Source organism: Blautia caccae, assembly GCF_040095955.1.
Taxonomy (GTDB): Bacteria; Bacillota; Clostridia; order Lachnospirales; family Lachnospiraceae; genus Blautia; species Blautia celeris.
Genome location: NZ_JBBMFP010000009.1, coordinates 89,537 through 112,981, shown reverse-complemented (window position 1 = coordinate 112,981; position 23,445 = coordinate 89,537). Strand labels below are relative to the sequence as shown.

Here is a 23,445-nt window from a genome sequence, read left to right as displayed (position 1 = left end):
TAAGCTGATTTATATTTTAGGGGGATGCTGCACATGGTATTACTGGTGATTGATACGCAGAAGCTTATTACAAACACGGATTTATATCACTATGATATATTTGTATCTAATGTAAAAAAACTGATAAAAACGGCAAGAGAGACGCATACGGAAATCATATATGTCCGCCATGACGATGGGGCCGGCCGGGCATTGACAAGGGGAACGGAGGGTTTTGAAATATATGAAGAATTTAAGCCGTGTAAGAATGAGAAGATTTTTGACAAAACCGTAAACAGCCCTTTTAAAGAGACCGGTCTTCTGGAATATCTAAACGAAAAGCAGGTTGGGCAAATGATCGTGGTGGGGCTGCAGACGGAATATTGCATAGACGCTGCTGTCAAATGCGGTTTTGAACACGGATTTGAAATTATCGTACCAAAAGAGTCCAATTCTACGTTTGACAATGCCTATATGTCTGCAGAAGAGACGTATAAATATTACAATGATTTTATTTGGAACAAAAGATACGCAAGCTGCATTACGGTGCAGGAAACCATGGAAAGAATGTGCCGATAAAATGCAGGCCCTGATAATGGTTAGAAATAGAAAGTGAACAGGTATATGTCAAAGAGGCATATGCCTTTTTTTCTGTAAAAAAATGTGAGTAAATGCCCGTTTCCTTATAAAATCCTTAAAATTGCCTGCTATCATAACATCAGTAAAGAAAAAGGAGGCAAATTATATGAAACAGAGTATAGAAAAATCGGCGGCTAAATGTCAAAGGGAGGAGCGTATGACATCCGAGTATATCATAAAAACCCAAAATGTTTCTAAAAAGTTCAAAAAGACATATGCAGTAAAAGATTTGTCACTGTCTGTGAGGAGAAATACAGTCTACGGCTTATTAGGGCCTAATGGTGCCGGCAAATCCACCCTGCTGAAGATGATCACAGGGATTATAAGACCGACTTCGGGTGAAATACAATTCTGCGGTCGCCCCTGGAAACGGAAGGATTTATCGGTTATCGGTTCCCTGATCGAATCCCCTCCGCTGTATGAGAATCTAACGGCATTTGAGAATTTAAAAGTGCGGGCTGTCCTGATGGGAATCGGGAAAAACAGATGTTATGAGGTACTGCAGAAAATGGATTTGGCAGATGCTGAGAATAAGAAGACATCGGAGTTTTCACTGGGAATGAAACAGAGATTAGGGATAGCCCTGGCACTTCTGAATGATCCTCAGCTACTGATCCTGGATGAGCCAACCAACGGGCTGGATCCTTTTGGCATTGAGGAACTGAGAAAGATGATCCGGACATTCACGGAGTCGGGGATATCTGTCATTGTATCCAGCCATATTTTAAGCGAAGTACAGCAGGTTGCTGATGACATAGGGATCATATACAATGGCTCCCTTCTGTATGAGGATAAGATTGACGCGAATGAGGATCTGGAACAGTTATTTATGGATATTATCAGAAAGGAGCGTGCGTCCTGATGTTACAAATTTATTTAAAAGCAGAAAACATGAAATATAAACGTTCCCTGTTTCAGAAACTTGCGATCGTGATTCCGGTGGTCCTGATTTTGACCTCCATGGTATTTATGTATATCGGTATGGGGTTGGGAGGTTTTTCAAGTGTCATGGTCTGCAATTGGTCCATGCCAATCGCGGCATTGTCCGTTGTGTTTATGTGCCATTTGGTAAACAATAAGGAAAAGAAGCACCAATACCATACTTTATACAGCCTGCCCATTGACCTGAAGAAGACATTTGTGTCTAAAACAATCTTGATCGCAGGGAATCTTTTGGTCATATCATTGGTGCTGGCGATTGTCACGATTATCTGCGAATGCATTTTGTCCGGTTTTGCAGACGCGGTTCGTCTTGCAGGGTATCATATCCTGGGCTACTGCCTATTATGGGTATCTCTCTTATGGCAGATTCCGTTCTGTTTATTTTTGGAACAAAAAACGGGATTTGTCGCTTCGATGATCATCAATCTGATTGCCAGTGCAGCAAGCGGGCTGTTTCTCTACCTGACACCTTTGTTTTGGATCTTTCCATACAGTTGGCCGGCCAGATTTATGGTTACGGTCTTTGGCGTATTGACAAACGGATTGTTGGCTGAACCGGGATCAAGATTGATTTTAAATATGGGAGAAAGTTTATTGCTGGTGCTGCTGAGCCTGTTTGCTGCCTTCGCTCTTACGGCTTTCTATTCCCGCTGGTATGAAAGGCAGGTGTATCGGAAATGACGGTCACAAGGGAGTTCCTTTCCAATTTTACAAAGATCAAACGGACTCCAATGCTGTTGCTGCATTTGCTGACACCCATTGTGATCACAGCCTTATTTTTGCTTTACTACGGTTCTGCCGGATACCGTATCATTCCCGATGTGCGTTCGTTCTTCCTTTTGCTGCAGATAGGGTACCCCATTTTTGCAAGCATGGCTGTGTCGATTTTCATTCATTTAGACAGAAATATAAACGGGCTTCAAAATGCACTGGGACTGGTGGAGTCCCGAAAATGTGTGTATCTGGGGAAATTGTTCTTTCTGCTGTTCCTTTCGGCTGTAAATGTGATACTATATGAGGTGTGTTTTTATATTGGAGTCAATTGGTTTTTAAATAGCAGCATAATACATTTTGATTTTTATCTTGCGGTTTTTTGTATATTTTTATTCTGCAGCCTGTTTTTATACCTGCTACACATGGCAGCTGCTTTTCGGTTTGGGTCCAGCGTTTCTGTTTTATTGGGAGTATCCGGAACCATTTTAGCAGGTATCTTTGAGAATCCCATGGGTGATAAAATCTGGACCGCTATTCCGTGGGAATGGGGAGTTCGATTTTTAAAAGAATGTATGAATGTATCAGGCATACCCGTTTTTTTCGAGGTGGTTTTGCCTATCATTATAACTTTAGCGATTCTGGTTCTAACCACCCTCTGGTTTGACAGATGGGAAGGGAAAGTGACACAGGAGTAAAGTAATGAGGAAAAATGAATGAAACTTATTATATGAGGAGAGTAATTATGCCGAAATTGTTAGTGGTCGATGATGACCCCGATATGCTGGATCTGGTGCGTGCTGCCCTGGAAAGGGATGGACATCAGGTTGACACGGAGACAGATGCCGCTGCTGTACAGCCTGCCAGATGCCGGATGTACGACCTTTTGCTGCTCGATGTAATGATGCCCGGGGAGGATGGCTTTTCCCTTTGCAGCCGTATCCGGGCAGAGGTGGACTGCCCCATACTGTTTCTGACGGCAAGAGCCGAAGACGCTGCTCTGATACAGGGCTTTGGACTTGGCGCTGATGATTATATTAAAAAGCCTTTCCGCATAGCAGAGCTATGTGCGCGGGTAAATGCCCATCTGAGACGGGAACTGCGCCAGCCAACCCACACCCTGAGACGAGGCGGTGTGCGTTTTGATATGCAGGCGAAAGCAGCCATGGCAGGTGAGCACATACTGCCTTTTACCAAGAGTGAATATGCCATCTGTGAGCATCTGGCACTGCATGCCGGACAGGTATTTACCAAAGAACAATTATATGAAGCAGTTTTCGGTTTTGATGCGGAGGGGGATGCGTCGGCTGTTGCAGAGCATATCAAAAATATCCGCGCCAAGCTGAAAACGGCCGGCCTTAGTCCGATTGAAACTGTTTGGGGGGTGGGGTATAAATGGCGAAAAGACAGCGTTCTGTAAGCCTTTCCTTTGTGCTTTTACGTTTTGCCATAGTTATGCTTGGCTGTACACTGTTGTGCGGTATGATATGGTTTTCCGGTTTGTCGCGGTTTCAAAATACCGGTATTGTTTATCGGGGAATCGTTCCCAGCCAGCAGGTGGAAAAAATGCTTGCCGGTAAGCCGGAGACCTTTCATTCTCCCGGTGAAGATTTTCTGGCAGAGTACGCTTTATTTGGAAAAAACGGTGAAGTGCTGGAATGTAATGTAAAAGGAAAAAAGCTGAAAGCTTTAAACGATCTTCTGCAGGAGGAATCTCAAGAGGCCGATACTTTGCGGTATACCTATGCGGATGGGAGTACGGTGATTTTTCACTGGTATTACAGAGCAGAGTTTGCTGACCCTGTGCTGCGTAACCGGCTGCCGCCCTTTGAATACCTGTGGATTGCTACATTTTTTGCGGCAGTGGCGTTCTGCGTACTGGGTAATACCCTGTGGCTTCGCCGGCGCCTGGCTGCCAGGTTAAAGCTGTTCAGTGAGGTGAGTGAGAAGGTAGGAGCCCAGGAACTGGATTTTGTGATTCCACATGCCGGAATCCGTGAGTATGACCAGGCGCTTGATGCTATGGAGCATATGCGGGAGGCACTGTACAGTTCCCTGTCCTCCCAGTGGGCGGCACAGCAGGAACGGGAGGCCGAGATCGCAGCGCTGGCCCATGATCTGAAAACCCCGCTCACTCTTGTGGGAGGCAATGCGGAACTTCTGCTGGAGGAAGAGCTTTCTGAGAACAGCCGCAAAATGGTGGAAAAGATCCTGTCCGGCAATGAACGGGCAAAACAGTATGTGGCCAGCCTGCTGGAAACCGCAGCCGGCACGGAAGAGACATTTGCATATACCAGCCTGCCTGCTGTGTTCGAGGAACTCTGCCGGAATACAACAGGGATTGCGGAAACAAAGGGAGTCCGCCTGCAAGCCCAAAACGGCCTGGAGGGTGGTGCGGAGATTCAGAAAGAGCATTTGCTGCGTGCCCTTGGCAATGTGGTACAAAATGCCATAGAACATACACCGGCTGGAAAGAATGTATATTTGGAAGGCAGTATGACGGACAACGGATGGCAGATTGTTGTGCGTGATGAGGGAGAGGGGTTCAGCAAGGCTGCGCTGCGTCATGCAACCGAGCGCTTATGGCGCGGAGATGCGGCACGCGGGGCGGATGGACACAATGGCCTTGGACTTTGGTTTGCGGCAGAAGTGGCAAAAACGCATGCAGCACAGTTGGAACTGCGCAACTGCAAGACAGGCGGGATGGTTATATTCAGCTTCAGATAAGCCGGCAGGAAATTATTTCAAATGCAGATCACCCCACTGTTTTATCACTTCCAGAACCGACATGAAGCTTTCGCCTAAGTCCGTCAGCGTATACTCTACGTGGGGAGGAACCTCTTTAAAATCGTACCTGTTGATAAAGCCGTCAGACTCTAATTCCCTGAGCTGTTTGGTCAGTGACGATTCTGTTATTCCACCTATATGACGACGTAACGCACCAAATCTGCGGACATTCTGCAGGCCGATATAATAAAGGATTTCGATTTTCCATTTGCCGCCCAGTATTTTTTGAACGGTTGATATGGTTAGGCATCTCTGTATAGATTGTTCTGTTTTTTTCATATTTGTTCTGCTCCTTTTCTGTATTATATAAGATGGATATGTAAAAATCAATGTACAGTATTTAGACAGGGTACTACAAAAAAGTACAGTACTTTTAATCCTCGTGTACAATGATATAATCTGTGTAGAATATAGGAAAGGAGACAAGAGATGCATTATACAGGAACAGTATGGAGGCCGCCATATGAGGCATCTTCATTACTTATAGAGGCCACAGCCGGATGTACGCATCACAAATGTAAATTCTGCACGTTATATGACGATTTACCCTTCAAATTCAGAATGACGCCGCCGGAGGTTGTGGAAGCCGATCTAAAAGAAGCAAAGGAGCAATTTCGCTTATGGAATTATAATAGGGCAGCACGTGTTTTCCTTGTGGGGGCCAATCCGTTTGTCTTAAGTGCGGCCCGGTTATTGGAAACGGCGGCTCTTATCTGCAAATATTTTCCGGACAATAAAAGTATTGGCTGTTTTTCAAGAATTACGGATATTACTTTGAAAACAGACGGGGAGCTGGCGGAATTACAGAGAGCAGGTTATGATGGGCTGACCATAGGTATTGAAACAGGGGATAATGAGGCGCTGAGGTTCATGAATAAAGGTTATGGAGCACAGGATATTCTCACACAGTGCAGGCGTTTGGATAAGGCGGGTATCAGCTACAATTTCTTTTATCTCACCGGTATTTCGGGTGCAGGAAAAGGAGAAAAAGGAGCATATGATACTGCAGCTATATGTAATCAGTTACAGCCAAAGGTCATAGGGGCGAACATGCTTACGATTTATAAAAACGCAGAGCTTTATCAGGAGATTCAAAACGGGAATTGGCAGGAAGAAACAGAAATTGAAAAATATAAGGAACTGAGAACGCTTGTGGAGCATTTAAATATTCCTGTATGGTTTGCTGCGGGCGGGGCGTCAAATGCAATCCCAATTCAGGGGTATCTGCCGCGGGACAGGAAAAAGGTATTGTCTGTTCTCGAGGAAATCATACAAAATGTGAAGGAAGAAGAATTAAGGGATTACCGAAAAAATCTCCGCCATTTATGACAGCAATAAAAGTAATTTAAGGAAGTGATTTTATGCATTTTACAGGCAGAACGTGGCGGCCGCCATATGAAGCCGATTCATTTATTATACAGGCAGCTTCCGGCTGTACATATCATAAATGCCGGTTCTGCAGTCTTTATAAGGAGGAATGTTTTCGTATGGCACCTTTGCGTGAGTGGGAGGAAGATTTAAAAGAATTGAGTTCTTATCAGCCCACTGCCAGAAGAATTTTCTGGACAGGTGCCAATCCGTTTGTTATGAGTTTTGACAATCTGAAGACAAGAGCGCTGCTGGTACATGAGTATTTAAAAGAATGTCAGACGATGGCCATGTTTGCAAATATAAGGGACATAAAGGATAAGAAAGTGAAGCAGTTAAGGGCACTGAGAAGGCTGGGAATCAATGGTCTTAGTATCGGAACAGAATCAGGTGATAATGCTACACTGCGGTTAGCCAATAAGGGGTATACGGCAAAAGATATTATTGACCAGTGCCGCAAATTAGATGAAGCCGGAATAGAATACTATTTTGTTTACATGACCGGACTGGCCGGTAAAGGAAATGGCCATCGAAATGCGGTAAACAGCGCAAAAGTTTTCAGCAAGGTAAATCCCCGCTTCATTTCTGTAGATTCCCTGACGCTCTTTGAGGGAACCGAGTTATATGAAATGGCCGAGAGGGGAGAATTTGTGCCTGCCGGTGAAAAGGAACGCTTGGAAGAACTGCAGATCTTTATTCGGAATTTGCAGATCAGAGTGCATTTGTTCGCCAATAGTGTATCAAATTTTTATCCGACTGCTGCTTATCTGCCCAGGGACAGAGAACAGGTGATTGGGGAACTGCAGTATGTTCTTGATACTGTGGGGGAAGAGGAAATGCAGAGGTATAGAAAGAATTTAAAGTCATTGGGATAGGAAAGAAAGCGTATCTGTGATAAAATACGGACAGCAGATAAACGGTATTTATGCAGGAGCAGGAGAAGATATGGTAGAAAATGTTTTGCGGGAAGTTGTTTCCGAATTAAGCGGACTGCCTTTTGTGGAAGGGATTGTTTTGGGCGGTTCAAGGGCGACGGGTATGGCGATAGAAAGTTCGGATATTGATGTGGGGATATATTATGACAGTCATTTGATCGATTTTAGACAGCTCAATCTGATCGCTAAGAAGTTGGATGATGAAAGGCGGGAAAACCTTATATGCAGCGAAGGAGAGTGGGGAAACTGGGTTAACTACGGAGGGTGGCTGACCGTACAGGGATATGATGTGGATCTGATTCTGCGTGATATAAAACGTGTAGAGGCGTGTGTTGAACAGACAGATGCAGGGGATATATCCATGCATTATCAGACAGGACATCCGCATGCGTATTTTAATGTGATGTACCGCGGGGAACTGGCATCATCAAAGGTGTTGTATGGAAATGAAAAATTAAAACGATTGAAAGAAAGAGCGGAATGTTATCCGGAAAAATTGAAGTCAGCACTCCTGTCCTTTTTTATGTTTGAAGCAAAATTCTCGTGTACACTGGCAAAGAATTATATGAATAAAGAGGATATATATTACGGGATTGGTCATATGTTCCGTTCCGTTTCTGCTCTGAATCAGGTGATCTTCGCGTTGAATGAGATTTATTGTTTGAATGAAAAGAAAGCTCTGAAGCGTATCAAAAATTTTTCGGTTTCTCCATATAATTACAGTGAGCGAGCAAATCAGGCTTTGATGCTGAATGAAGAAAATATGATGGAACATATTGAGATGATAGAGCAATTGTGCTGTGAGGCGGAAGATTTGCTTAATCAGCAGATTCGGGCTTATTGATAAATGAAAAAAGGTATTGAAAAAGTAATCTGATTAAAATTTTTTGGAGAAATGACATGGGATATCAAACGTTCCATGTCATTTCTGCGTTTATGACGGGGATATGTGAAAATGGCATGTGCCTGAGTCGGACAGTTCCTTTTGGCCCTTTCTTATATCGCGTTTTATGATTTGCATAGAGCGCACAGGTTCCTCCCACAGAGGACTGTGGGCAGAGTTCTTAAATGTATAAAATGCCTTTAGCGGGGCTTTCATTGTTTCGTAATAGTTTTTCTGTAAAGAGTAACAACAGGTATAATCGTATATGCCGCCAAAGAAATAAATGGGAATTTCAAGATAGGGAACTTCAGCATAGGCATTAAACTCCATACGGTCAGATCCAACCGGAGAAGCTGCTGTAAACTTCTTTCCGCGCCAGATATTGAGTCTTTCAAGAGGCGTATAAACTTTGCACCGAAGGCTGGGTAAGAAAATGCCTGTGATAACAGATTTCATAGTGTGCATGGTCCCCACACCAAGATTGTGCATGGCATGATCTCGCAGTGGTGACAGGCAATACTCTTTATATGCCATTTCAGAGAATGCGATTTGATATTTTTCAAAGGCTTTTACCATTCTGCCATGGTTCATCTGACGGTATTGTTCAAGCATAAATTGATATGCAGTAATCTCAGATTCCGATTGATTAACTATTTGGGACATGGCAATATAAGCATGATAAAATTCAGGATGTCTAAATGCTGCCTGAATCCCGATGCAGGTGCCAAAGGAGTGGCCCATGAGATAGATCTTCTCTTGAGAAAACCTGTTTCTTAGATATTTGGTTACAGCGGCAGCGTCAGACAGATAGCATTCGGTTGTCAGGGAATCAACATTGATATGAGAATTATAAGAAATGGATGTACCACGATATTCCAGGTAACACACAGTAAATATATCAGCTAGTTTTGAGGGATTTTGGTATTCCAGAAGATATTCCGGTATACCGGGGCCACCTCCGAGAAAGAGTAAAACGGGATTTGACCTGCTTTTTCCGGTTATGAGCAGTCCGATTTTTGCTCCGTCTACATCAATATAAGTTTTTTCTGATATGCTGTCAGGGAGAATCTTACCGTTATTATCATAGAATAACGGCATTTTTCCCGGACCGGGCGGAAATATAGCCCAGACTGCTATGACAATGCATATGATCATAATCCATATTTCCATTTTTCGCCCTCCTATTTGCTGTTTTTTATAAAATAAATATTGTTTATTCTAAAATACTGAACTATAGTTCAGGTTAATTATATCTTGTTTGTAAGCAGATGTCAATATATTCTGAATTTTGGTTCACTTTTTTCTTTCTTACTGGTATACTAATGATATTCTATATTTTCGACGGGAGGGAAGAAAATGGGCACAGAGCGTAAGAAACAGCAGCGGGCTATTGAGAGCAGGAAAAAACTTTTGGATTCTGCTTATGCGCTTTTTGCGGAAAAGGGGTATTACAATACCAATACGAAAGAAATCGTCCGTTTTGCCGGTATTTCTATTGGTAATTTCTATAATTATTATCGGGATAAAGGTGATATTTACTGCGCTTTATTAGAGGATTACTGCAGCAACTCATGTAAGGCGATGAAGGAATTGCTGGACCAACTGGCAGCATTTGAAGACAGAGCTGCTTGTAAGGAATTTCTGCTGAAGGATTTAAATTCGTTGCTGGAACGTTTTGATGGTACCAATAGGTTTTTTGAAGATTCTGTTATTATCGCGAAAGAGAACACAAGGGTACAGGAGATTATATCCAGGGCAGAGGAAGATTTCATTGCCATGGTGGAAATGTTTTTGAAGAGGCGTTATCCGGAAGTGCGGGAAGATTTCTATATCAGAGCCAGGATGATATATATCATTACAGACAGAATAGCGAATGATATTTCATGTATCGGAAATGTACAGCAAAAGAGAAAATATATGGATTTGTTTGCAGAGGAAATTCTTCGTTATACGTTTGATCTGCAGGTGTCAAACCAGGAATTTCAGGAGCAGACGGATATAGGAAAAGCATGATAATTGAAAATTGCAATTTACAATTCTTTGATTGTGTTTATCTGCGCAAGATGTTAAAATACGAATAATGACTTATGGATCATACAAAAATGGGGGTAGATCAATGCCTGTAAGTTACAATAAATTATGGAAAATCCTTGAAGAACGTAAAATGCTGAAAACAGATTTGATCAAAGCTGCAGGAATCAGTACCAATGCAATGGCGAAACTTGGGAAAGATGAAGATGTTCGTGTGGGCGTATTGATCAAGATATGCAAGACCCTGGATTGTAAATTAGATGATATTATGGACATTATTTGAAGGAAGATGAGTATGTTTAAAATTACGGAAGGCGACTTTAAAAACCAGATATACGGAGAGGAAAGTTATCTGTCAAATTGGCCGATGCTCTATATACTGGATAATGGAAAGCAAGCTTATATTGGAGAATCTAATCATGTAAAAAACCGTATGTCTCAGCATCATAATTCTTTAGATAAGAAGATTTTTGATAAGGTGCATTTTATTTATTCTTCAAAATTTAATCAGTCGGTTACATTTGATTATGAGTCAAAACTCATTCAGTATATTGCGGCAGATGAGCTTTACGAGGTTCGCAACAAAAATGCCGGAATGGCTGAAAAAGAATATTATGGCAAAAAAGAGTATGATGAAAAGTTTCAGGTCCTTTGGAGAAGATTACAGCGTGAAAAAATAGTAAAGCATTCTCTGGAAGAACTGGAGAATTCTGATTTATTTAAATATTCACCATATAAGGAACTGAACGGTGATCAAAGAACCGCTGTAGAAGAGATAATCGGTTCCTTAAAGCAAGATGGGAAGCAGACAATTGTAGTAAACGGCTGGCCGGGAAGCGGAAAGACGATCGTTGCTATCTTTTTACTCAAGTATTTACGGGACAGTGAAGAGTTTAAGGATAAAAAGATTGGCTTTGTTGTTCCGCAGACATCTCTCAGAAAGACACTGAAAGGTATTTTCAAGAGCATTTACGGTCTTAGATCATCAGATGTATTATCGCCATCAGATGTGACTAAACAGTTTTATGATATTTTGCTTGTAGATGATTGTGCGATAATAGGACTACACCGAAAAGCGGCTTAAACAAAGGCTTTTTCCGGCATAGCCCTATTTTTATTCGACCTACTGGGTGGGTGAAGATCATGGGCAGCGCTGAACATAATCGAATAACCTGACACTTCATAAGGTAGAGGGGATTACCAGGTCTCCGGGGACAGACTGCCTTTGGAAAGGTGTGAGAAATGGGACTATGGATGTGATGGCATCCGTGGTCCTTATTTTTTACCCTCATGACAATCAGAGTGGAAGGCGACAATCATATGGCAAGAAAAGAATTCAGGGAGCTCACGGTAAGTGAGTCGTGCGCCGATGCTCTGGATACAGGGAATTTGGTTCCAGGTGCTGGGATTAAATCCCGGGGATCCGGTGCTCGTGAAATGCGAGGGCGGGAAGATCATCATCACCAAGGATGAGGCATTGCAGGAACAGAAAGCAGCGAAGAAGGCCTTCCTCGAGGTAGAGACTCATAAGCTGGAGCTGAAGTTCGCAGAGGAGAAAAAGCGCCTGCGCCAGATGTGCGTAGCGGATCGGGAAGCGAGGTATGGGGCATGAGCAGAGTATTGTGATAGGCGCCATGAAGGGCGGGAGTGCCAAGACGGCCAGCACTTACAATCTCGCATACTCACTTGCGGAGCAGGGGAAACGGTTCCTTGCAATCGACTTCGATCCTCAGAGCAATCTGACGACCTGCTTCGGAGTGGAGAAGACAGGTGAGGTGCCGGTTACTATCGGGCATTTGATGATAAGCGTACTGGAAGAGGAAGATCTTCCAGAGAAGACACGATTCATATGGGAGAGAGAAGGCGTTGACTTCATACCGGCGCCCATGATGCTGTCAGCGGTAGACGCAAAGCTGCGGCTGGAGATGGGAACGGGGAAAATCCTGAGCACGATCCTCGATGTGGTAAAGGATGATTATGACTATGTTTTAATCGATACCTGTCAGTCTCTGGGAGCGCTGACCATCAACGCGCTGTCGGTGGCAGATGATGTGATCGTTACCGGCAATCCTCAGCTGCTGGCAATGATGGGCCTGCAGGATTTTCTGAAGACCGTGACGAAGATCCAGAATCGCATCAACAATAAGCTGCAGGGCGCGGGAATCCTTCTTACGATATGTGATGCCAGGACGATCCTGAGCAAGACCATTGTTGAGGAAGTACAGGAGACCTTCAAAGGACAGCTGACGGTATTTGAGAATAAGATCCCGAATACGGTGAAGGTCGGAGAGAGTATTTATTACAGCCAGCCACTGATTGAATATGCTCCGTAAAAGACCTGCGCAGCGTATATCGGACTGGCAAGGGAGGTGATCGCGAATGAAGGCTAATGCAGCAAAGAGAAAGATATTCGACGCCGCCGTGGACCTGATTTCGGGTGCCGGCGATGTAGTGGCTAGACAGAAGGGCGTTGAAATGCTTCCAGTCGATAAGAACCAGCCCTATCATAATCATCCGTTTCATCTGTATGAGGGCGAACGGCTGAAGTACATGGTAGAAAGCATCAAGGAACACGGTGTCCTGTGCCCGGTGTTTGTACGGAAGAAGGGACGAGGGTATGAGATGCTCGCCGACCACAACAGACAGAATGCGGCAAAACTGGCGGGCCTTACGGAAATTCCGGTAATCGTCAAGGAAGAACTTACGGATGATGAAGCTTATGTCTATGTGATCGAGACGAATGTGCTGTAGAGGTCCTTTTCGGAGCTTAAGCCTTCGGAACAGGCTGCAGTGATGGAGGAGCACTATGAGAAGATGTGCGGAAATCTCCGCCACGATGAGATCACGAGGGAACACGAAGTCCTGACAGAAAAGAAGATGTCGTCCGGTGGTCATAATGGCCACCGTGCAAAGAGTCGGGATCTGATGGCAGCGGAATATGGATTCTCAAGCAGGACGGCAGCAAGAATGCTGCGGCTCAATCAGCTGATACCGGAGTTTAAGAAGCTGGTGGATGACGGCAACTTGGCCCTTCTCGCAGCAGTGGACATGTCCTTCCTGCCGGAGGTAGAACAGAGAATGACATGGGACATCATCGATCGGCAGGGGTTAAAGCTGAAGCCGAAGATGGCATCGGAGCTTCGTAAGCATGCAGGAAGTATGAGCACTGAGACTATCGCAGAGATCCTCGACGCGTTATCCGTCAGGCAGCACAGCGCCAATGCAGGTGTCAGTCTGAAGCTTCCGAACACGATCTGTGATAAGTATTTCAGTGGTATGGACACGGAATAGATGGCATCCATAATAGAGCAGGCTCTGGCCGCCTGGTATGAGGGTGGCGAGGTGAGCGCCCATGTATGACGCGAAAAGTTTGGCCGCGCTGGATCGGCAGTATTTCACCATTATCTGCAGTGACGAATACGACGTCACACTGATCTCGAAATGTACAAATCATGTCTGGAATCTGCGCTGCTGCGGTTATCAGGCAGAGCAGTCTACCATCAGCTTTCATAAGCACTGTATCCGGCGTCCCTACCATGAGCACGGGAGAGCAACCAGTCTGAAGCGTGCAATTCGCCAAATCAAGGCACATGACGCTTGGCAGATGGCCGGAAGACCGGAGCATCTCAAATCAAAATAGAGATAACTTAGAAGGAGCAGCCGGGATGACCGACTGCTCCAGTTGTTGCTGCGGATATTATGCGGGATTATTCCCAGTCTTTCAGATACTTACGCAGCTGCTTCAGGTTTACCTTGCGGCGGTACGAGATGGTGGTCTGCGGCCGGTCCAACTTCTCCGAAATCTTACGATCCGAATTGCTCTCGGCAAAGAGGGTGATGATATCACGGTCTGCCGGGTCCAGGTTATTCAGGGCCTCGTGCAGGATTTTGATCTTCATCTTCAACTCGATCACATCTTCCAGGCAGCTTCCGTCTGCCACATCCAAGCCGTCATCAAACATAGTGTCCAGGGAGAGCGGTGCGCCTTCCCTGAGGTACTGACAGGTCTTGCAGTCGCCGGTGCATCGTTTGTTGCCGAGATAGCATCTGCTGGCTCGTTCCTTACGTTTATGCTCACGCCAGAGAGATCTCTTATATTCATGGTAGATCTGCTCGCTGACCTCAACTTCCTGCCCATCAATGGTTACATAAAACTTCTTGTCTTTGTCTTGCATCTTTTTCCTTCTGCGATTTGCAAAATTTCTGCGGAAATTATAGGAAGGAAAAAGCTCTTGTGATTTCTCACAAGAGCTATCCAATCGTTCGGTAGGTCAGTTGCTATGGTTCGTAAGGTTCTTAAGATTCGGGTTTTTGAAATCCCAGATTTTTTTCTTTATACACTGTTCATGCGCCGGCAATTGATATTTTCAGGCTTTTCTGATATACTATATTTTAATGGGGTTTGTTAGGAACTGGCCAGAATTGCCGCATGTGTTTTCGCGACAGTAAATGAAAATAAATCGGAGGAAAATCAGTGACAATCAGTGAGTATCCGCGTCTTAGCGGAGGCACCTTCTTCACACTGATGTTGCAGGCACTGCGGCAGCGGATGAAAACAAGGGAGCATTATAAAGACGAGTGTGATGGGCTACGTGATCCGGAAGTCCTCATCGGACTCCTTACAGTTATCAATCCGGATTATGCTGCGCCGTACAATCCCAAGGAGACGCTTCAGACAAAGGCTAACGACTTTAAGTCGTGCAAATTGTCAAAGGGCGAGTATCTTCCGCTGGGTAATTCCCAGGAAGTCAAAGCCTTCGATAAGCGGGTTAAAACACAGTATCGACTTGCTTTTGCTGCGATGACTCAGTTTGTCTCTGACTACATTGAGATAGGCATTGCCGTAAAGAAGGACCTGAACCTTGTAAAGGCGCTTATTGATCTTGTTGACAGTGACGAGAGCATTCGGGATGAGGAGCTGTTCTATATCCATCCCGATGGCAGCACAACAAAAAAGGCCGCCTTTAGCGACCTTGATAAAGTGAATCTGCTGGTTTTCCTTCTGGGTATTTGGTACTATGTTGTTGTGTTCCGCAAGAACAATAGAGTTGGAGAAAAAACATATGACGCCTGGTGCCCTCCGAACGGTGGTGGTCCACGTGAATATTCAGGAGAAATGGGGCTCAGGATCACTAAGGATATTGAGCTGGAGCCAGGTGTAGATGACACCGATGAAACCGCTTCTATGGAAGAGGCAGCAGAATCGGAGCAGCAGACAGAATACGAGCAGCAGGAACCGAATGGACCTGCACCAGAACAGAAATACCAGCAGGTAAATAATCCTGTGGTCTTCAGTTTTACTATGAATGGAAACGGCCAGCAGGTCGGTAAGATCGATACTCAGATCAACCATTTCCACTCGGGAGAGTCGCATGAGTAATGAAATTGAAAAAAGGCCAGACGGCCAACTGCAGCCGAGCGGGAATTACTCCTTTACTCACAATGGCAGCGGCATACATCCCGCCGGTGCTGAATACCGAATACTACAACCTATTTGTCGCCGACCAACGTGCGTTGGATGGGTATATAGCGATTCCACGGAAGCAAGCGCTTAATGATTTTACAGAGCAAACCATAAGAGATATTTATGCTAAGCCAGGATTGGCTGCGGCAGATGATATCAAGGCACTTCCGTTACTCTTCGTCATCCGGAATCATTACGGAAATCATACTGATGAGGGCCAGGTGGCAGGCTTTGGATACGTACAAGATATACAGATTAAGGGAGATGCAGTGATCGTTCTGGCGACGCAGCTGCAGCCGATCCAGCAGGAACGCCTTAATAGCCTTGAGCAGGAGTTGCGCCTTTTGAGCGCTCCAGAGAACAATGAGCTGGATTGCGTTCATTGGGCGATAAAGAAAGTAAATTTATTGCAATTGATAGAGGAGAAGAAGTTATTGTCGGTGATGTACCGACGACAGCGGAGGAACAGTATGAGCACAGAATATGAAGCTATGGCAGTTGAAAAATGGGTAAACCTTGAAGATATAGCCGATTATCTCAGCGTGAGTACGGATACAGTCCGAACTTGGATAAAGAACGGAAAACTACCGTATTACCGCGCCGGGAAACGTTATAAATTCAAAATCAGCGAGGTAGATGAGTGGCTTAAAGCTGGCAAAATTTCCGACGAAAAATAGACAGGCAGGTATGTTTGATGGAAAAAAGAAAATCAGCGATTGAGCAGATCACTATTACAGAAAATACATACGGGTGCGAGATGGTCACGCCTACCTTTATAAACTTCTTCTATGGCAGAAATGGCGCCGGAAAATCCACTATCGCGGAAACAATACAAAATGGCGGAGACGCTATTCAATGGCGTCCGGGACAGAGCGAAGAAGATTACAATGTGCTGGTTTATGATCAGCAGTTCATCAGCGATCATTTTTCCAACTATGATGATCTGGCGGGTGTCTTTACGCTCAATAAGGTCAATATTGATATACAGAAAAAGATTGATCAGCTGGAGAAAGATAAGATCAAGCTGCTCGATGATCTGAGCAAAAAGAACGATGAGATTGACGCCACTACGAAGGCTCGTGCGGAAGCATCCGGAGAAAGCCAGGATCGCATGATGAGCCTGACGGAAGAGGTGCGGAAAAAGTTTGATGGCGCAATGTCAGGTAAGAAAATCAAGAAAACCTTCTGCCCGGAGGTCCTTAGATGGACTCCGGTAAAGCATGAAGAAGGCGGATGGAATATGTCCTTTCTGCCATAAGCTCTTAGACCACGATTTTGAGAAGGAAATCCGAGACTGCTTTGACGAGGCTTATCAGGATAGCGTGGATGCCATCGCGACTTTCCAGTCTGCATATACCAGTTACACAACAGAGATGCTCGGCGTACTGGATGAGAATCTGAGTAACGATTTTCCGCGCCTTGATCTGGAGATGTATAAAGAGAAGCTGGAGCGCCTTCGTACCATCATTCAGAGCAATCTGCAGGTGAGCCAGAAGAAAGTGGAGAAACCCGCAGTCCCTGTAAAGCTACAGGATATTCAGTCCCTGGTCGACGAGCTGGATGAAATCATTGTATTCGGCAATAAACTGATCCAGGCTAATAATGATGCGTTTAACAAAAAGCGTGAGACAAAGGTTCAGTGCAATAAAATGCTGTGGGAGCACCTGGCTTTCCTGGTGAAAGATGAGGTCGCTGATGCCTGTGCCAAGGATAAGGAGTATGCAGAGACCCTGGTCCGTCTGGACAAGGAGAAACGAGGCATCTGTCAGGGCTACCTGGATAAGGATTCTGAGATGAAAGCCGAGAATGGGAAAACGGTCAATACCGATGCCGCATAAGAGAGTATCAATACGATGCTTAAGGATTCCGGATTCCAGGGCTTCTCTTTACGGAAGAAGCGTAATGTAAAGAACCATTATGAAGTTGTCCGGGACGGCAATAAGCTCGTCACCCGCCTCAGCGAGGGCGAACGCAACTTTATAGCCTTCCTGTACTTCTACCACCTGATAAAAGGAAGCGGGGCTGCCGGCGAGCAGGCTATTATCAGCGGAACGGATATTCAGGATGTAACCGACGATCGCGACAAGATAGTCGTCATCGACGATCCGGTCACCAGCATGGATAGTGGATCGCTGTTCATTGTGAGCTCCATGGTCCGGGAGATGATCAGCGTCTGCCACAATAACGTGGAACTGCTGCATCCGGACATCACCGGTAGCTACATAAATCAGATATTCATTCTGACCCACAATGCTTATTTCCACCGAGAAATCACCTATAACATGGTCGAGCACTATGACACGGTGACATTCTTCATGGTCCGCAAGGTGGACAACCATTCGACGGTTACTCCGTGCGTTGACGGTCCGGACAGCCTTTCGGAAGATCCTCGCAATGTTAACCCGGTGCAGAACGCCTATACCGCGCTGTGGTCGGAATATAAGGAACTCAATTCTTCCATCCCGCTGCTGAACGTGATCCGGTGTATTCTTCAGTACTATTTTATGGAGATCTGCGGCTATCATGGCAACAACATCCGGGACAAGATACTGAAGGAGAACAAGGCAGAGTTTATCAGGAAGTTGCCTGACGGGAGCATTGACGATGTCGATTATCATCTGGCCAGCTCCATGCTCTCCTACATTGATAACGAGTACAGCTTCATTGACGGGTTCAACCTTGTGCAGGAATCCGTGGACCCGGAGCAGTACAGAAAGGTCATGGAGAAGATATTCGACAAGCTGGGCCAGGGCCAGCATTACAAAATGGTGATGAGCAATGCAATCTAAGTCCGGATTATAGGACGGTGGTGTAGCCATATTTATCATAGGAATACAAGGCTTTAAGACTTGTTTTAAGACTATGGACTTTAACAGATGAAAAATCCCAAGAGGAGGAGAGGTAAGAGTGGCGCTTTCTGAATTGAATCTGAAAAAACTATATCAAACAAAAAAGGTTGATATTGTAGAAGTTATGATGGCTCCTGCTCTGAAAGAGAGCATTCACTACGATTTGGGCAGTGGCTATTTTTCCCTTGGATCGCTTGCTGAACTTGCATCCGGGCTGGTCCCATATATAAAACATGGTGGTAATGTACGAGTGGTTACTTCCGTGGAATTGAGCGAAGAAGACGCTCGGATTTTTCATAATGGTCTACAGTTACAAGAATCTGATGTCATAGCCAAAATAAAAGAAAAGGTAAATGACTCAGTAACTGATGAAAACGCTTTACTGCAACTTGATGTAATTACGAATTTGATCGCCGCTGGAAGGATTGAGCTCAAAGTGGCTTATATGCCGGATGGATTATATCATGAAAAGATAGGCTTTTTCTCTGATGCAGAGGGAAATAGTATATATTTTTCGGGATCATCCAATGCGACAGTATCAGGCATCAGAAAGAATTGGGAAAACATAACTGTTCTTGCTTCCTGGTGGGGCGATGATGAATTGATAGCTGAACAGCAGGAATACTATGAGGATTTGTGGGCAGATAATGTTGATGAATTAAAGGTCATTTCTTTCCCAGAAGCGGAGAAGGAGGACCTGCTTCACAAGTATAAGATCAGTCCAGATTTTGATACTGCAGCACAAAAAATGCTTAATGGTAATCGACGAGGACGCAAAAAGAAGGAGCTTTACGATTATCAGAAAATTGCAGTCAGTCAGTTCCTTGATAATGATGGCCGTCATTTTTTTGAAATGGCAACGGGAACAGGTAAAACGTTCACGGCGGTTAAAGCCATCATTAAACTTGCAGAAAAAAATGAGAATTTGTCTGTTGTCGTATTAGTTCCACAGATAGATTTACAAACGCAATGGGAGAAGGCCTTTTCAGATGAGAATATCTCTCCCTTGTTCCTTGGCGGATATGCTAATGGGACTGAAACCGAATACAATCTGAGCACATTCCTGATCAATGCATTTAACGATGAAGAAATTAATGTTGTGGTATCAACATATGATACATTTTTCTCGAAAGCGTATAAGCGAATAGCGAAAATGACGTCAGCTCGCTTAATAGTTGTGGACGAGGCTCATAATCTAAGCCCGAAGCAGATATCATATTTACCCAAAGGGTTTAAGTATAGATTGGGCTTAAGCGCTACCCCGGAACGCTATAATCCAAATGAAACAGACAAGATAATTGACTACTTTACCGGGCACAAAATTGAAACCTATAAATATACGATCGAAGAGGCCATCAACGCGGGATATCTTTCAGAGTATCTCTATTATCCAGTCTTTGTTCATTTGTCTGACGAGGACTTTGAGTCGTATAAGAATTACACAAAGCAGGTTATGTATGCATTAAACGAAGAACCGCGTGATCAAAAGAAAATTACAGATATATTGACGAAACGTAGCAGCGTAGTCAAAAAGTGCAATAACAAACTATTAAAACTAAGGGATATGGTAAACGGCCGGTGCCATCAGTTATTTGATTTCAAAAATTCAGTGGTGTATTGCGGGCATGGAAAAGATTACGAAACTGATGACAGTATAATAGATTCTGTTACAAGAATACTTGCTGTTGATGGAAAATATACAGTTTCGCAGTTTACTTCTAAGACGATTAATCGGGCCCAGGTTTTAGATGAATTCGAAAACGAAAATTATGGTACTCTAGTTGCCATTAAATGTTTTGACGAAGGTGTCGATGTTCCAAAGCTAGATAAAATATATATCATGGCATCTGATGCACTAAAGCGCCAGACAATACAGAGACGAGGACGTGTTTTAAGGACATGTGCTGAGGCAGGAAAAAAGGTGGCTTACATATATGATTTTGTTGCCCTCCCGCCAGAAAGTGTTTTTGAAGGACTAGGGGTTAGAAATCTAGTGATAAATGAGTTTAAACGAGCATTTGAATATGCGCGATTGGCACGGAATAAAAGTGATAATTCAATTATTCTTTCCGAAAAAATGAACGCTTATGGAGTGGCAGAGGAGGAACTTGAGGATGAATTCGAAACAGAATCTTAAATCTGTACTAGATGAATTGCATTTTACAGAAAAAGAACAAAGCGTATTTGAAGAGGCTATATCTGCCGCACGTGATTATATGAGGGACGGCGATATTGACCTTGAAAAAAAAGTGACTCAGATCGTGGAAGAGGTGGTAGCAGATGAAGTTTAAAAAAATCAAATTTGAAAACTATCGCTGTTTTCTGGATGGGGAAATCACTTTTGAGGAGCACGATGGGAAAAACATAAACCTCATAATTGGTACAAATGGTGCCGGAAAGACAGAACTACTTTTTGCTTTTTGGTGGGTTTTATATGGCTTTAATTTCAAAGCATTAAAAAACAAAGAGGCTACTCCATATTCTTTGAATTCCTCTATCTATAAAGAAATACAAAGTGGAGCAAGAGAGAGCGCAACGTGTACTGTTGAGGTAGAAATAGAAGAAGCAGGGGTTACATACATTGTTGAAAGAAAAGCAGAGTTTAAAAAGACCGCACAGAGCGTAACTAATAAAGAGTATCAATCTATTCGGTACTACAAGCCAAATTATGAATTGTCCTTACCAATTCGTGATGAAGCCGAAGTGAACAAACTACTTACTAGAATCATACCTAAAGCCATTTTAAATGGTATTGTGTTCGATGGTGAGCGCATGAAACAACTGAGCTCCGTTGATGAGACCTCTGTAAAGGCAATTGCTGGGGTTGTAAACGATATTACTAACGTTGAGCTTATTGAGCAGTGCAAGGTTACATTTGAACAGATTCAAAGGAATCTGAACAAGAAGGCAAAAAAGATTGCTAAACAAAATGGAAATGTTAGTCTTTCAGCGCTTATTGCCGAGATTGATGATCTTCAAAGGTCCGTTAATAAAGCTAAGAAAACGAAAAGCGACTTATTAGATAGCATTACCAGCCTTCGAATGCAGGCGCAAGAACTCTCTCTTCAGCTTGATGATATTAAAGAGGCAAGACTGCTAGAGGCGCAGCGCAAAGAAGCTCGTTCGGAACTGGAGAAAGAAGAGAATCATAAGACTCAGTGCATCCATGACTTTATGGTCAGCATTTGCGATGGGTATCTAATGTGCTGTGAGCCGGTTTTTGCTGATGTTGAGACGTTACTCAAAGAATATGATGTTCCTGCAGAATTAACAGTTCCAGCGGTAAATAATATTCTGGTCCGCCCTAGATGTATTTGTGGTAATAGCTGGACCCCTGAGATGAGGAAGACTCTTGAGAGTCTACGTGAAAACCTTCCGCCGGATAATATTAACAGTGCTATGGGTGAAAAAGTTCATCAACTTCGTATTCAGAGTTCCGATAAGAAAAAGGCTGTTAAGGGAGATTTTGATGAACTGCGTAGCTGTAATGAAAAGATTAAGCAACTAAAGGACCGAATTGCAAGTCTTTCTATACAGATTACAAAGAGTGGCTCTGAAGCCGCGGAGGAAATTGAAAAACGGCACGAGCGAATTCAGAATGATATCGTAGATCAAACTGCTTCGATGAAGAACATTGACGAAAGATTACCGGCTATGGAGCGTGATCTGGAAGCCAAGAAAAAAGTTAAGACGGCAATGTCTCAAAGCAAAGATGAATCTGTAGTCATCGATAAAGAGTCTGCATTTGTAGAAAAATGTATTCGTGCACTGGAGCAGCTTAACAAGATTAATCGCATGACCGCGCTTCAACAGATTAACGAGCGCCTACAAGCGGCGTATCAGATGTTGAGCGATGACTATAGTTTAGGCAGACGAATCTACATTGTTCAATACGATGATAGCTCGCGCTTCCAGCTGATTACATATTACGAAGAAAAATATAAAGAAAAAATGGATTACATGAAGGCCCAGGGCAGAATCAAGAGCCTCAAGGCTGCAGGCTTTTCTGATGCTGAGGTTGAAGAAACCGCTATTATTAGCTGCGCACAATCCAGCTCCACCGGTCAAAGCAAAATGAATACTCTTGCATTCGTGAAGGCTATTCTTGATTATGCTAACGACCCTGGTAGAGAAGGTGTTTTTGAGGTAACAAAGAATTATCCGCTATTAATCGACGCACCGTTTGGTGATATTTTCGATAAGAATTTGGAGAAGAGCGCGGAAACACTTCATCTGTTCACGCATCAGATCATTCTAATGTTAGCAAAGGAAAGTTACAGCTCCGTTCAGGGGTATATTTCCCCTTATGTAAGTACTGTGCATAAATTCACTAAGGAAGAAAATGAAGACCATTCTACTGTTGGTCCGATTGCTTTGGAGGAAATATAAATGTCGATCTATATTAATACTAAGCTACGTATTAAACGAAGCGCGGCCCAGCAAGAGATGATGCAGAAACTTATGACGGGAAATAAAGTGTTTGATGCTTATCGCGATATTCTTGTTCTTTCTGCGGTGGTTGGGTTTAATAATAAAGCATTTAAATCGATAGAAAAGCAGGCAAGCGATGGCGTGTTGATGCAATTCTTTACAGAGACAGATTATGATTTGATGGATTTAATTGCATATGCGCACACAAAGGAGCAGTCCATTCTTAAGAGTGATGAGAAGTATGAAATATTCTCGTCATATGCTAACGGAGGATTTCCGATCTTGCTGCAATTATTGGACATTGATGCATCAACAGAAATAGATGCAAATAAGCAAGAAAGCACCTTGGTGAAACTTGCAAGCATATTGATGAGTAACCAGTTAGAGATCAATCCAGAGAATGATGATCTATTTATATAAAACCAC

The 23,445-nt window shown here is 43.8% G+C and carries 27 protein-coding genes and 1 pseudogene; 25 read left to right on the top strand and 3 right to left on the bottom strand.

Features of this window, described 5'->3' with window-relative positions; translation table 11 throughout:
- Positions 1–33: 33 nt before the first annotated feature.
- The 6 genes from WMO65_RS11790 to WMO65_RS11765 all read left to right on the top strand — a co-directional run bounded on the left by WMO65_RS11790 (position 34) and on the right by WMO65_RS11765 (position 4,998).
- The gene (locus WMO65_RS11790) at positions 34–558 is read left to right on the top strand and encodes a cysteine hydrolase family protein (RefSeq protein WP_148391555.1); all 525 of its coding nucleotides are present in this window, start codon (positions 34–36) and stop codon (positions 556–558) included.
- Positions 559–775: 217 nt separating this feature from the next.
- Positions 776–1,480: a lantibiotic protection ABC transporter ATP-binding protein gene (locus WMO65_RS11785; RefSeq protein WP_148391654.1), complete on the top strand. Its 705-nt coding sequence runs from the start codon at positions 776–778 to the stop codon at positions 1,478–1,480.
- Positions 1,480–2,241: a lantibiotic immunity ABC transporter MutE/EpiE family permease subunit gene (locus WMO65_RS11780; protein ID WP_148391554.1), complete on the top strand. Its 762-nt coding sequence runs from the start codon at positions 1,480–1,482 to the stop codon at positions 2,239–2,241. The genes WMO65_RS11785 and WMO65_RS11780 overlap by 1 nt, the downstream gene beginning before the upstream one ends.
- The gene (locus WMO65_RS11775; protein ID WP_148391553.1) at positions 2,238–2,969 is read left to right on the top strand and encodes a lantibiotic immunity ABC transporter MutG family permease subunit; all 732 of its coding nucleotides are present in this window, start codon (positions 2,238–2,240) and stop codon (positions 2,967–2,969) included. Before WMO65_RS11780 ends, WMO65_RS11775 begins: the two co-directional genes overlap by 4 nt.
- Positions 2,970–3,016: 47 nt before the next feature.
- Positions 3,017–3,691, top strand: a complete 675-nt coding sequence (locus WMO65_RS11770) for a response regulator transcription factor (protein WP_148391552.1) — start codon at positions 3,017–3,019, stop codon at positions 3,689–3,691.
- Positions 3,667–4,998, top strand: coding sequence for a sensor histidine kinase (locus WMO65_RS11765; RefSeq protein WP_148391551.1), 1,332 nt, complete (start codon positions 3,667–3,669; stop codon positions 4,996–4,998). Before WMO65_RS11770 ends, WMO65_RS11765 begins: the two co-directional genes overlap by 25 nt.
- A gap of 12 nt (positions 4,999–5,010) precedes the next feature.
- Here the strand turns inward: WMO65_RS11765 and WMO65_RS11760 are convergent, their stop codons facing one another.
- The gene (locus WMO65_RS11760; protein WP_054351136.1) at positions 5,011–5,337 is read right to left on the bottom strand and encodes a winged helix-turn-helix transcriptional regulator; all 327 of its coding nucleotides are present in this window, start codon (positions 5,335–5,337) and stop codon (positions 5,011–5,013) included.
- 150 nt (positions 5,338–5,487) lie between these two features.
- Between WMO65_RS11760 and WMO65_RS11755 the strand changes: the two genes are divergently transcribed.
- From WMO65_RS11755 to WMO65_RS11745, 3 genes are read left to right on the top strand one after another with little or no spacing between them, the layout of a single operon-like run.
- On the top strand, positions 5,488–6,387 hold the full coding sequence (locus tag WMO65_RS11755; RefSeq protein WP_148391550.1) for a radical SAM protein: 900 nt from the start codon (positions 5,488–5,490) through the stop codon (positions 6,385–6,387).
- A gap of 32 nt (positions 6,388–6,419) precedes the next feature.
- Entirely contained in the window at positions 6,420–7,301 is an 882-nt protein-coding gene (locus tag WMO65_RS11750; RefSeq protein ID WP_033140459.1) for a radical SAM protein, read from the top strand.
- 16 nt (positions 7,302–7,317) lie between these two features.
- Positions 7,318–8,205 (top strand): nucleotidyltransferase domain-containing protein, encoded by an 888-nt coding sequence (locus WMO65_RS11745; protein WP_435380244.1) that lies wholly within the window; start codon positions 7,318–7,320, stop codon positions 8,203–8,205.
- Between the two features lie 90 nt (positions 8,206–8,295).
- On the opposite strand, the gene WMO65_RS11740 is transcribed toward WMO65_RS11745, so the two are convergent.
- Positions 8,296–9,342 (bottom strand): alpha/beta hydrolase, encoded by a 1,047-nt coding sequence (locus WMO65_RS11740; protein WP_226441941.1) that lies wholly within the window; start codon positions 9,340–9,342, stop codon positions 8,296–8,298.
- 258 nt (positions 9,343–9,600) lie between these two features.
- Between WMO65_RS11740 and WMO65_RS11735 the strand changes: the two genes are divergently transcribed.
- The 8 genes from WMO65_RS11735 (at position 9,601) to WMO65_RS11700 (ending at position 13,915) form a co-directional block, all read left to right on the top strand.
- Entirely contained in the window at positions 9,601–10,257 is a 657-nt protein-coding gene (locus WMO65_RS11735; RefSeq protein WP_148391547.1) for a TetR/AcrR family transcriptional regulator, read from the top strand.
- Between the two features lie 103 nt (positions 10,258–10,360).
- The gene (locus WMO65_RS11730) at positions 10,361–10,558 is read left to right on the top strand and encodes a helix-turn-helix domain-containing protein (protein ID WP_033140458.1); all 198 of its coding nucleotides are present in this window, start codon (positions 10,361–10,363) and stop codon (positions 10,556–10,558) included.
- A 12-nt stretch (positions 10,559–10,570) separates the two neighbouring features.
- On the top strand, positions 10,571–11,359 hold the full coding sequence (locus WMO65_RS11725; RefSeq protein ID WP_243128777.1) for a DEAD/DEAH box helicase family protein: 789 nt from the start codon (positions 10,571–10,573) through the stop codon (positions 11,357–11,359).
- A gap of 270 nt (positions 11,360–11,629) precedes the next feature.
- The gene (locus tag WMO65_RS11720; RefSeq protein ID WP_187370522.1) at positions 11,630–11,887 is read left to right on the top strand and encodes a SymE family type I addiction module toxin; all 258 of its coding nucleotides are present in this window, start codon (positions 11,630–11,632) and stop codon (positions 11,885–11,887) included.
- Positions 11,877–12,608 carry a ParA family protein gene (locus tag WMO65_RS11715; protein WP_148391546.1) on the top strand — a complete coding sequence of 244 codons (732 nt, stop codon included), beginning with the start codon at positions 11,877–11,879 and terminating at the stop codon, positions 12,606–12,608. Before WMO65_RS11720 ends, WMO65_RS11715 begins: the two co-directional genes overlap by 11 nt.
- A 46-nt stretch (positions 12,609–12,654) precedes the next feature.
- Positions 12,655–13,026, top strand: a complete 372-nt coding sequence (locus tag WMO65_RS11710; RefSeq protein ID WP_243128776.1) for a ParB N-terminal domain-containing protein — start codon at positions 12,655–12,657, stop codon at positions 13,024–13,026.
- Between the two features lie 42 nt (positions 13,027–13,068).
- On the top strand, positions 13,069–13,566 hold the full coding sequence (locus WMO65_RS11705) for a hypothetical protein (RefSeq protein ID WP_243128775.1): 498 nt from the start codon (positions 13,069–13,071) through the stop codon (positions 13,564–13,566).
- Positions 13,567–13,627: 61 nt separating this feature from the next.
- Positions 13,628–13,915 (top strand): hypothetical protein, encoded by a 288-nt coding sequence (locus WMO65_RS11700; RefSeq protein ID WP_148391545.1) that lies wholly within the window; start codon positions 13,628–13,630, stop codon positions 13,913–13,915.
- Between the two features lie 67 nt (positions 13,916–13,982).
- On the opposite strand, the gene WMO65_RS11695 is transcribed toward WMO65_RS11700, so the two are convergent.
- Positions 13,983–14,450 carry a sigma-70 family RNA polymerase sigma factor gene (locus WMO65_RS11695; protein ID WP_148391544.1) on the bottom strand — a complete coding sequence of 156 codons (468 nt, stop codon included), beginning with the start codon at positions 14,448–14,450 and terminating at the stop codon, positions 13,983–13,985.
- Positions 14,451–14,749: 299 nt separating this feature from the next.
- Here WMO65_RS11695 and WMO65_RS11690 point away from each other — a divergent pair, with 299 nt between their 5' ends.
- From WMO65_RS11690 to WMO65_RS11655, 8 genes and pseudogenes are all read left to right on the top strand, one after another.
- Entirely contained in the window at positions 14,750–15,655 is a 906-nt protein-coding gene (locus WMO65_RS11690) for a hypothetical protein (RefSeq protein WP_148391543.1), read from the top strand.
- The gene (locus tag WMO65_RS11685) at positions 15,655–16,416 is read left to right on the top strand and encodes a helix-turn-helix domain-containing protein (protein WP_306799868.1); all 762 of its coding nucleotides are present in this window, start codon (positions 15,655–15,657) and stop codon (positions 16,414–16,416) included. The genes WMO65_RS11690 and WMO65_RS11685 overlap by 1 nt, the downstream gene beginning before the upstream one ends.
- Positions 16,417–16,433: 17 nt before the next feature.
- Positions 16,434–16,997 (top strand): AAA family ATPase, encoded by a 564-nt coding sequence (locus tag WMO65_RS11680; protein ID WP_148391542.1) that lies wholly within the window; start codon positions 16,434–16,436, stop codon positions 16,995–16,997.
- Positions 16,960–18,528 (top strand): annotated as a pseudogene (locus WMO65_RS11675) (AAA family ATPase). The gene WMO65_RS11680 and the pseudogene WMO65_RS11675 overlap by 38 nt, the downstream one beginning before the upstream one ends.
- 118 nt (positions 18,529–18,646) lie before the next feature.
- Positions 18,647–20,725, top strand: a complete 2,079-nt coding sequence (locus WMO65_RS11670; protein ID WP_148391539.1) for a DEAD/DEAH box helicase family protein — start codon at positions 18,647–18,649, stop codon at positions 20,723–20,725.
- Positions 20,703–20,879 carry a hypothetical protein gene (locus WMO65_RS11665; protein ID WP_187370521.1) on the top strand — a complete coding sequence of 59 codons (177 nt, stop codon included), beginning with the start codon at positions 20,703–20,705 and terminating at the stop codon, positions 20,877–20,879. Before WMO65_RS11670 ends, WMO65_RS11665 begins: the two co-directional genes overlap by 23 nt.
- Positions 20,869–22,977, top strand: coding sequence for an AAA family ATPase (locus WMO65_RS11660; protein WP_148391538.1), 2,109 nt, complete (start codon positions 20,869–20,871; stop codon positions 22,975–22,977). The genes WMO65_RS11665 and WMO65_RS11660 overlap by 11 nt, the downstream gene beginning before the upstream one ends.
- Entirely contained in the window at positions 22,978–23,439 is a 462-nt protein-coding gene (locus tag WMO65_RS11655) for a DNA phosphorothioation-associated 4-like protein (RefSeq protein WP_148391537.1), read from the top strand.
- The last annotated feature ends 6 nt before the right edge of the window (positions 23,440–23,445 follow it).

Bases quoted from the DNA above. Each gene is read 5' to 3' on its own strand.
- WMO65_RS11750 (WP_033140459.1), top strand. From the start codon at position 6,420: ATGCATTTTACAGGCAGAACGTGGCGGCCGCCATATGAAGCCGATTCA.
- WMO65_RS11715 (WP_148391546.1), top strand. From the start codon at position 11,877: ATGGGGCATGAGCAGAGTATTGTGATAGGCGCCATGAAGGGCGGGAGT.
- WMO65_RS11740 (WP_226441941.1), bottom strand. From the start codon at position 9,342: ATGCCGTTATTCTATGATAATAACGGTAAGATTCTCCCTGACAGCATA.
- WMO65_RS11710 (WP_243128776.1), top strand. From the start codon at position 12,655: ATGAAGGCTAATGCAGCAAAGAGAAAGATATTCGACGCCGCCGTGGAC.
- WMO65_RS11765 (WP_148391551.1), top strand. From the start codon at position 3,667: ATGGCGAAAAGACAGCGTTCTGTAAGCCTTTCCTTTGTGCTTTTACGT.
- WMO65_RS11655 (WP_148391537.1), top strand. From the start codon at position 22,978: ATGTCGATCTATATTAATACTAAGCTACGTATTAAACGAAGCGCGGCC.
- WMO65_RS11735 (WP_148391547.1), top strand. From the start codon at position 9,601: ATGGGCACAGAGCGTAAGAAACAGCAGCGGGCTATTGAGAGCAGGAAA.
- WMO65_RS11770 (WP_148391552.1), top strand. From the start codon at position 3,017: ATGCCGAAATTGTTAGTGGTCGATGATGACCCCGATATGCTGGATCTG.
- WMO65_RS11665 (WP_187370521.1), top strand. From the start codon at position 20,703: ATGAATTCGAAACAGAATCTTAAATCTGTACTAGATGAATTGCATTTT.
- WMO65_RS11785 (WP_148391654.1), top strand. From the start codon at position 776: ATGACATCCGAGTATATCATAAAAACCCAAAATGTTTCTAAAAAGTTC.
- WMO65_RS11725 (WP_243128777.1), top strand. From the start codon at position 10,571: ATGTTTAAAATTACGGAAGGCGACTTTAAAAACCAGATATACGGAGAG.
- WMO65_RS11685 (WP_306799868.1), top strand. From the start codon at position 15,655: ATGAAATTGAAAAAAGGCCAGACGGCCAACTGCAGCCGAGCGGGAATT.
- WMO65_RS11705 (WP_243128775.1), top strand. From the start codon at position 13,069: ATGGAGGAGCACTATGAGAAGATGTGCGGAAATCTCCGCCACGATGAG.
- WMO65_RS11755 (WP_148391550.1), top strand. From the start codon at position 5,488: ATGCATTATACAGGAACAGTATGGAGGCCGCCATATGAGGCATCTTCA.
- WMO65_RS11700 (WP_148391545.1), top strand. From the start codon at position 13,628: ATGTATGACGCGAAAAGTTTGGCCGCGCTGGATCGGCAGTATTTCACC.
- WMO65_RS11780 (WP_148391554.1), top strand. From the start codon at position 1,480: ATGTTACAAATTTATTTAAAAGCAGAAAACATGAAATATAAACGTTCC.
- WMO65_RS11790 (WP_148391555.1), top strand. From the start codon at position 34: ATGGTATTACTGGTGATTGATACGCAGAAGCTTATTACAAACACGGAT.
- WMO65_RS11680 (WP_148391542.1), top strand. From the start codon at position 16,434: ATGGAAAAAAGAAAATCAGCGATTGAGCAGATCACTATTACAGAAAAT.
- WMO65_RS11775 (WP_148391553.1), top strand. From the start codon at position 2,238: ATGACGGTCACAAGGGAGTTCCTTTCCAATTTTACAAAGATCAAACGG.
- WMO65_RS11695 (WP_148391544.1), bottom strand. From the start codon at position 14,450: ATGCAAGACAAAGACAAGAAGTTTTATGTAACCATTGATGGGCAGGAA.
- WMO65_RS11730 (WP_033140458.1), top strand. From the start codon at position 10,361: ATGCCTGTAAGTTACAATAAATTATGGAAAATCCTTGAAGAACGTAAA.
- WMO65_RS11760 (WP_054351136.1), bottom strand. From the start codon at position 5,337: ATGAAAAAAACAGAACAATCTATACAGAGATGCCTAACCATATCAACC.
- WMO65_RS11660 (WP_148391538.1), top strand. From the start codon at position 20,869: ATGAAGTTTAAAAAAATCAAATTTGAAAACTATCGCTGTTTTCTGGAT.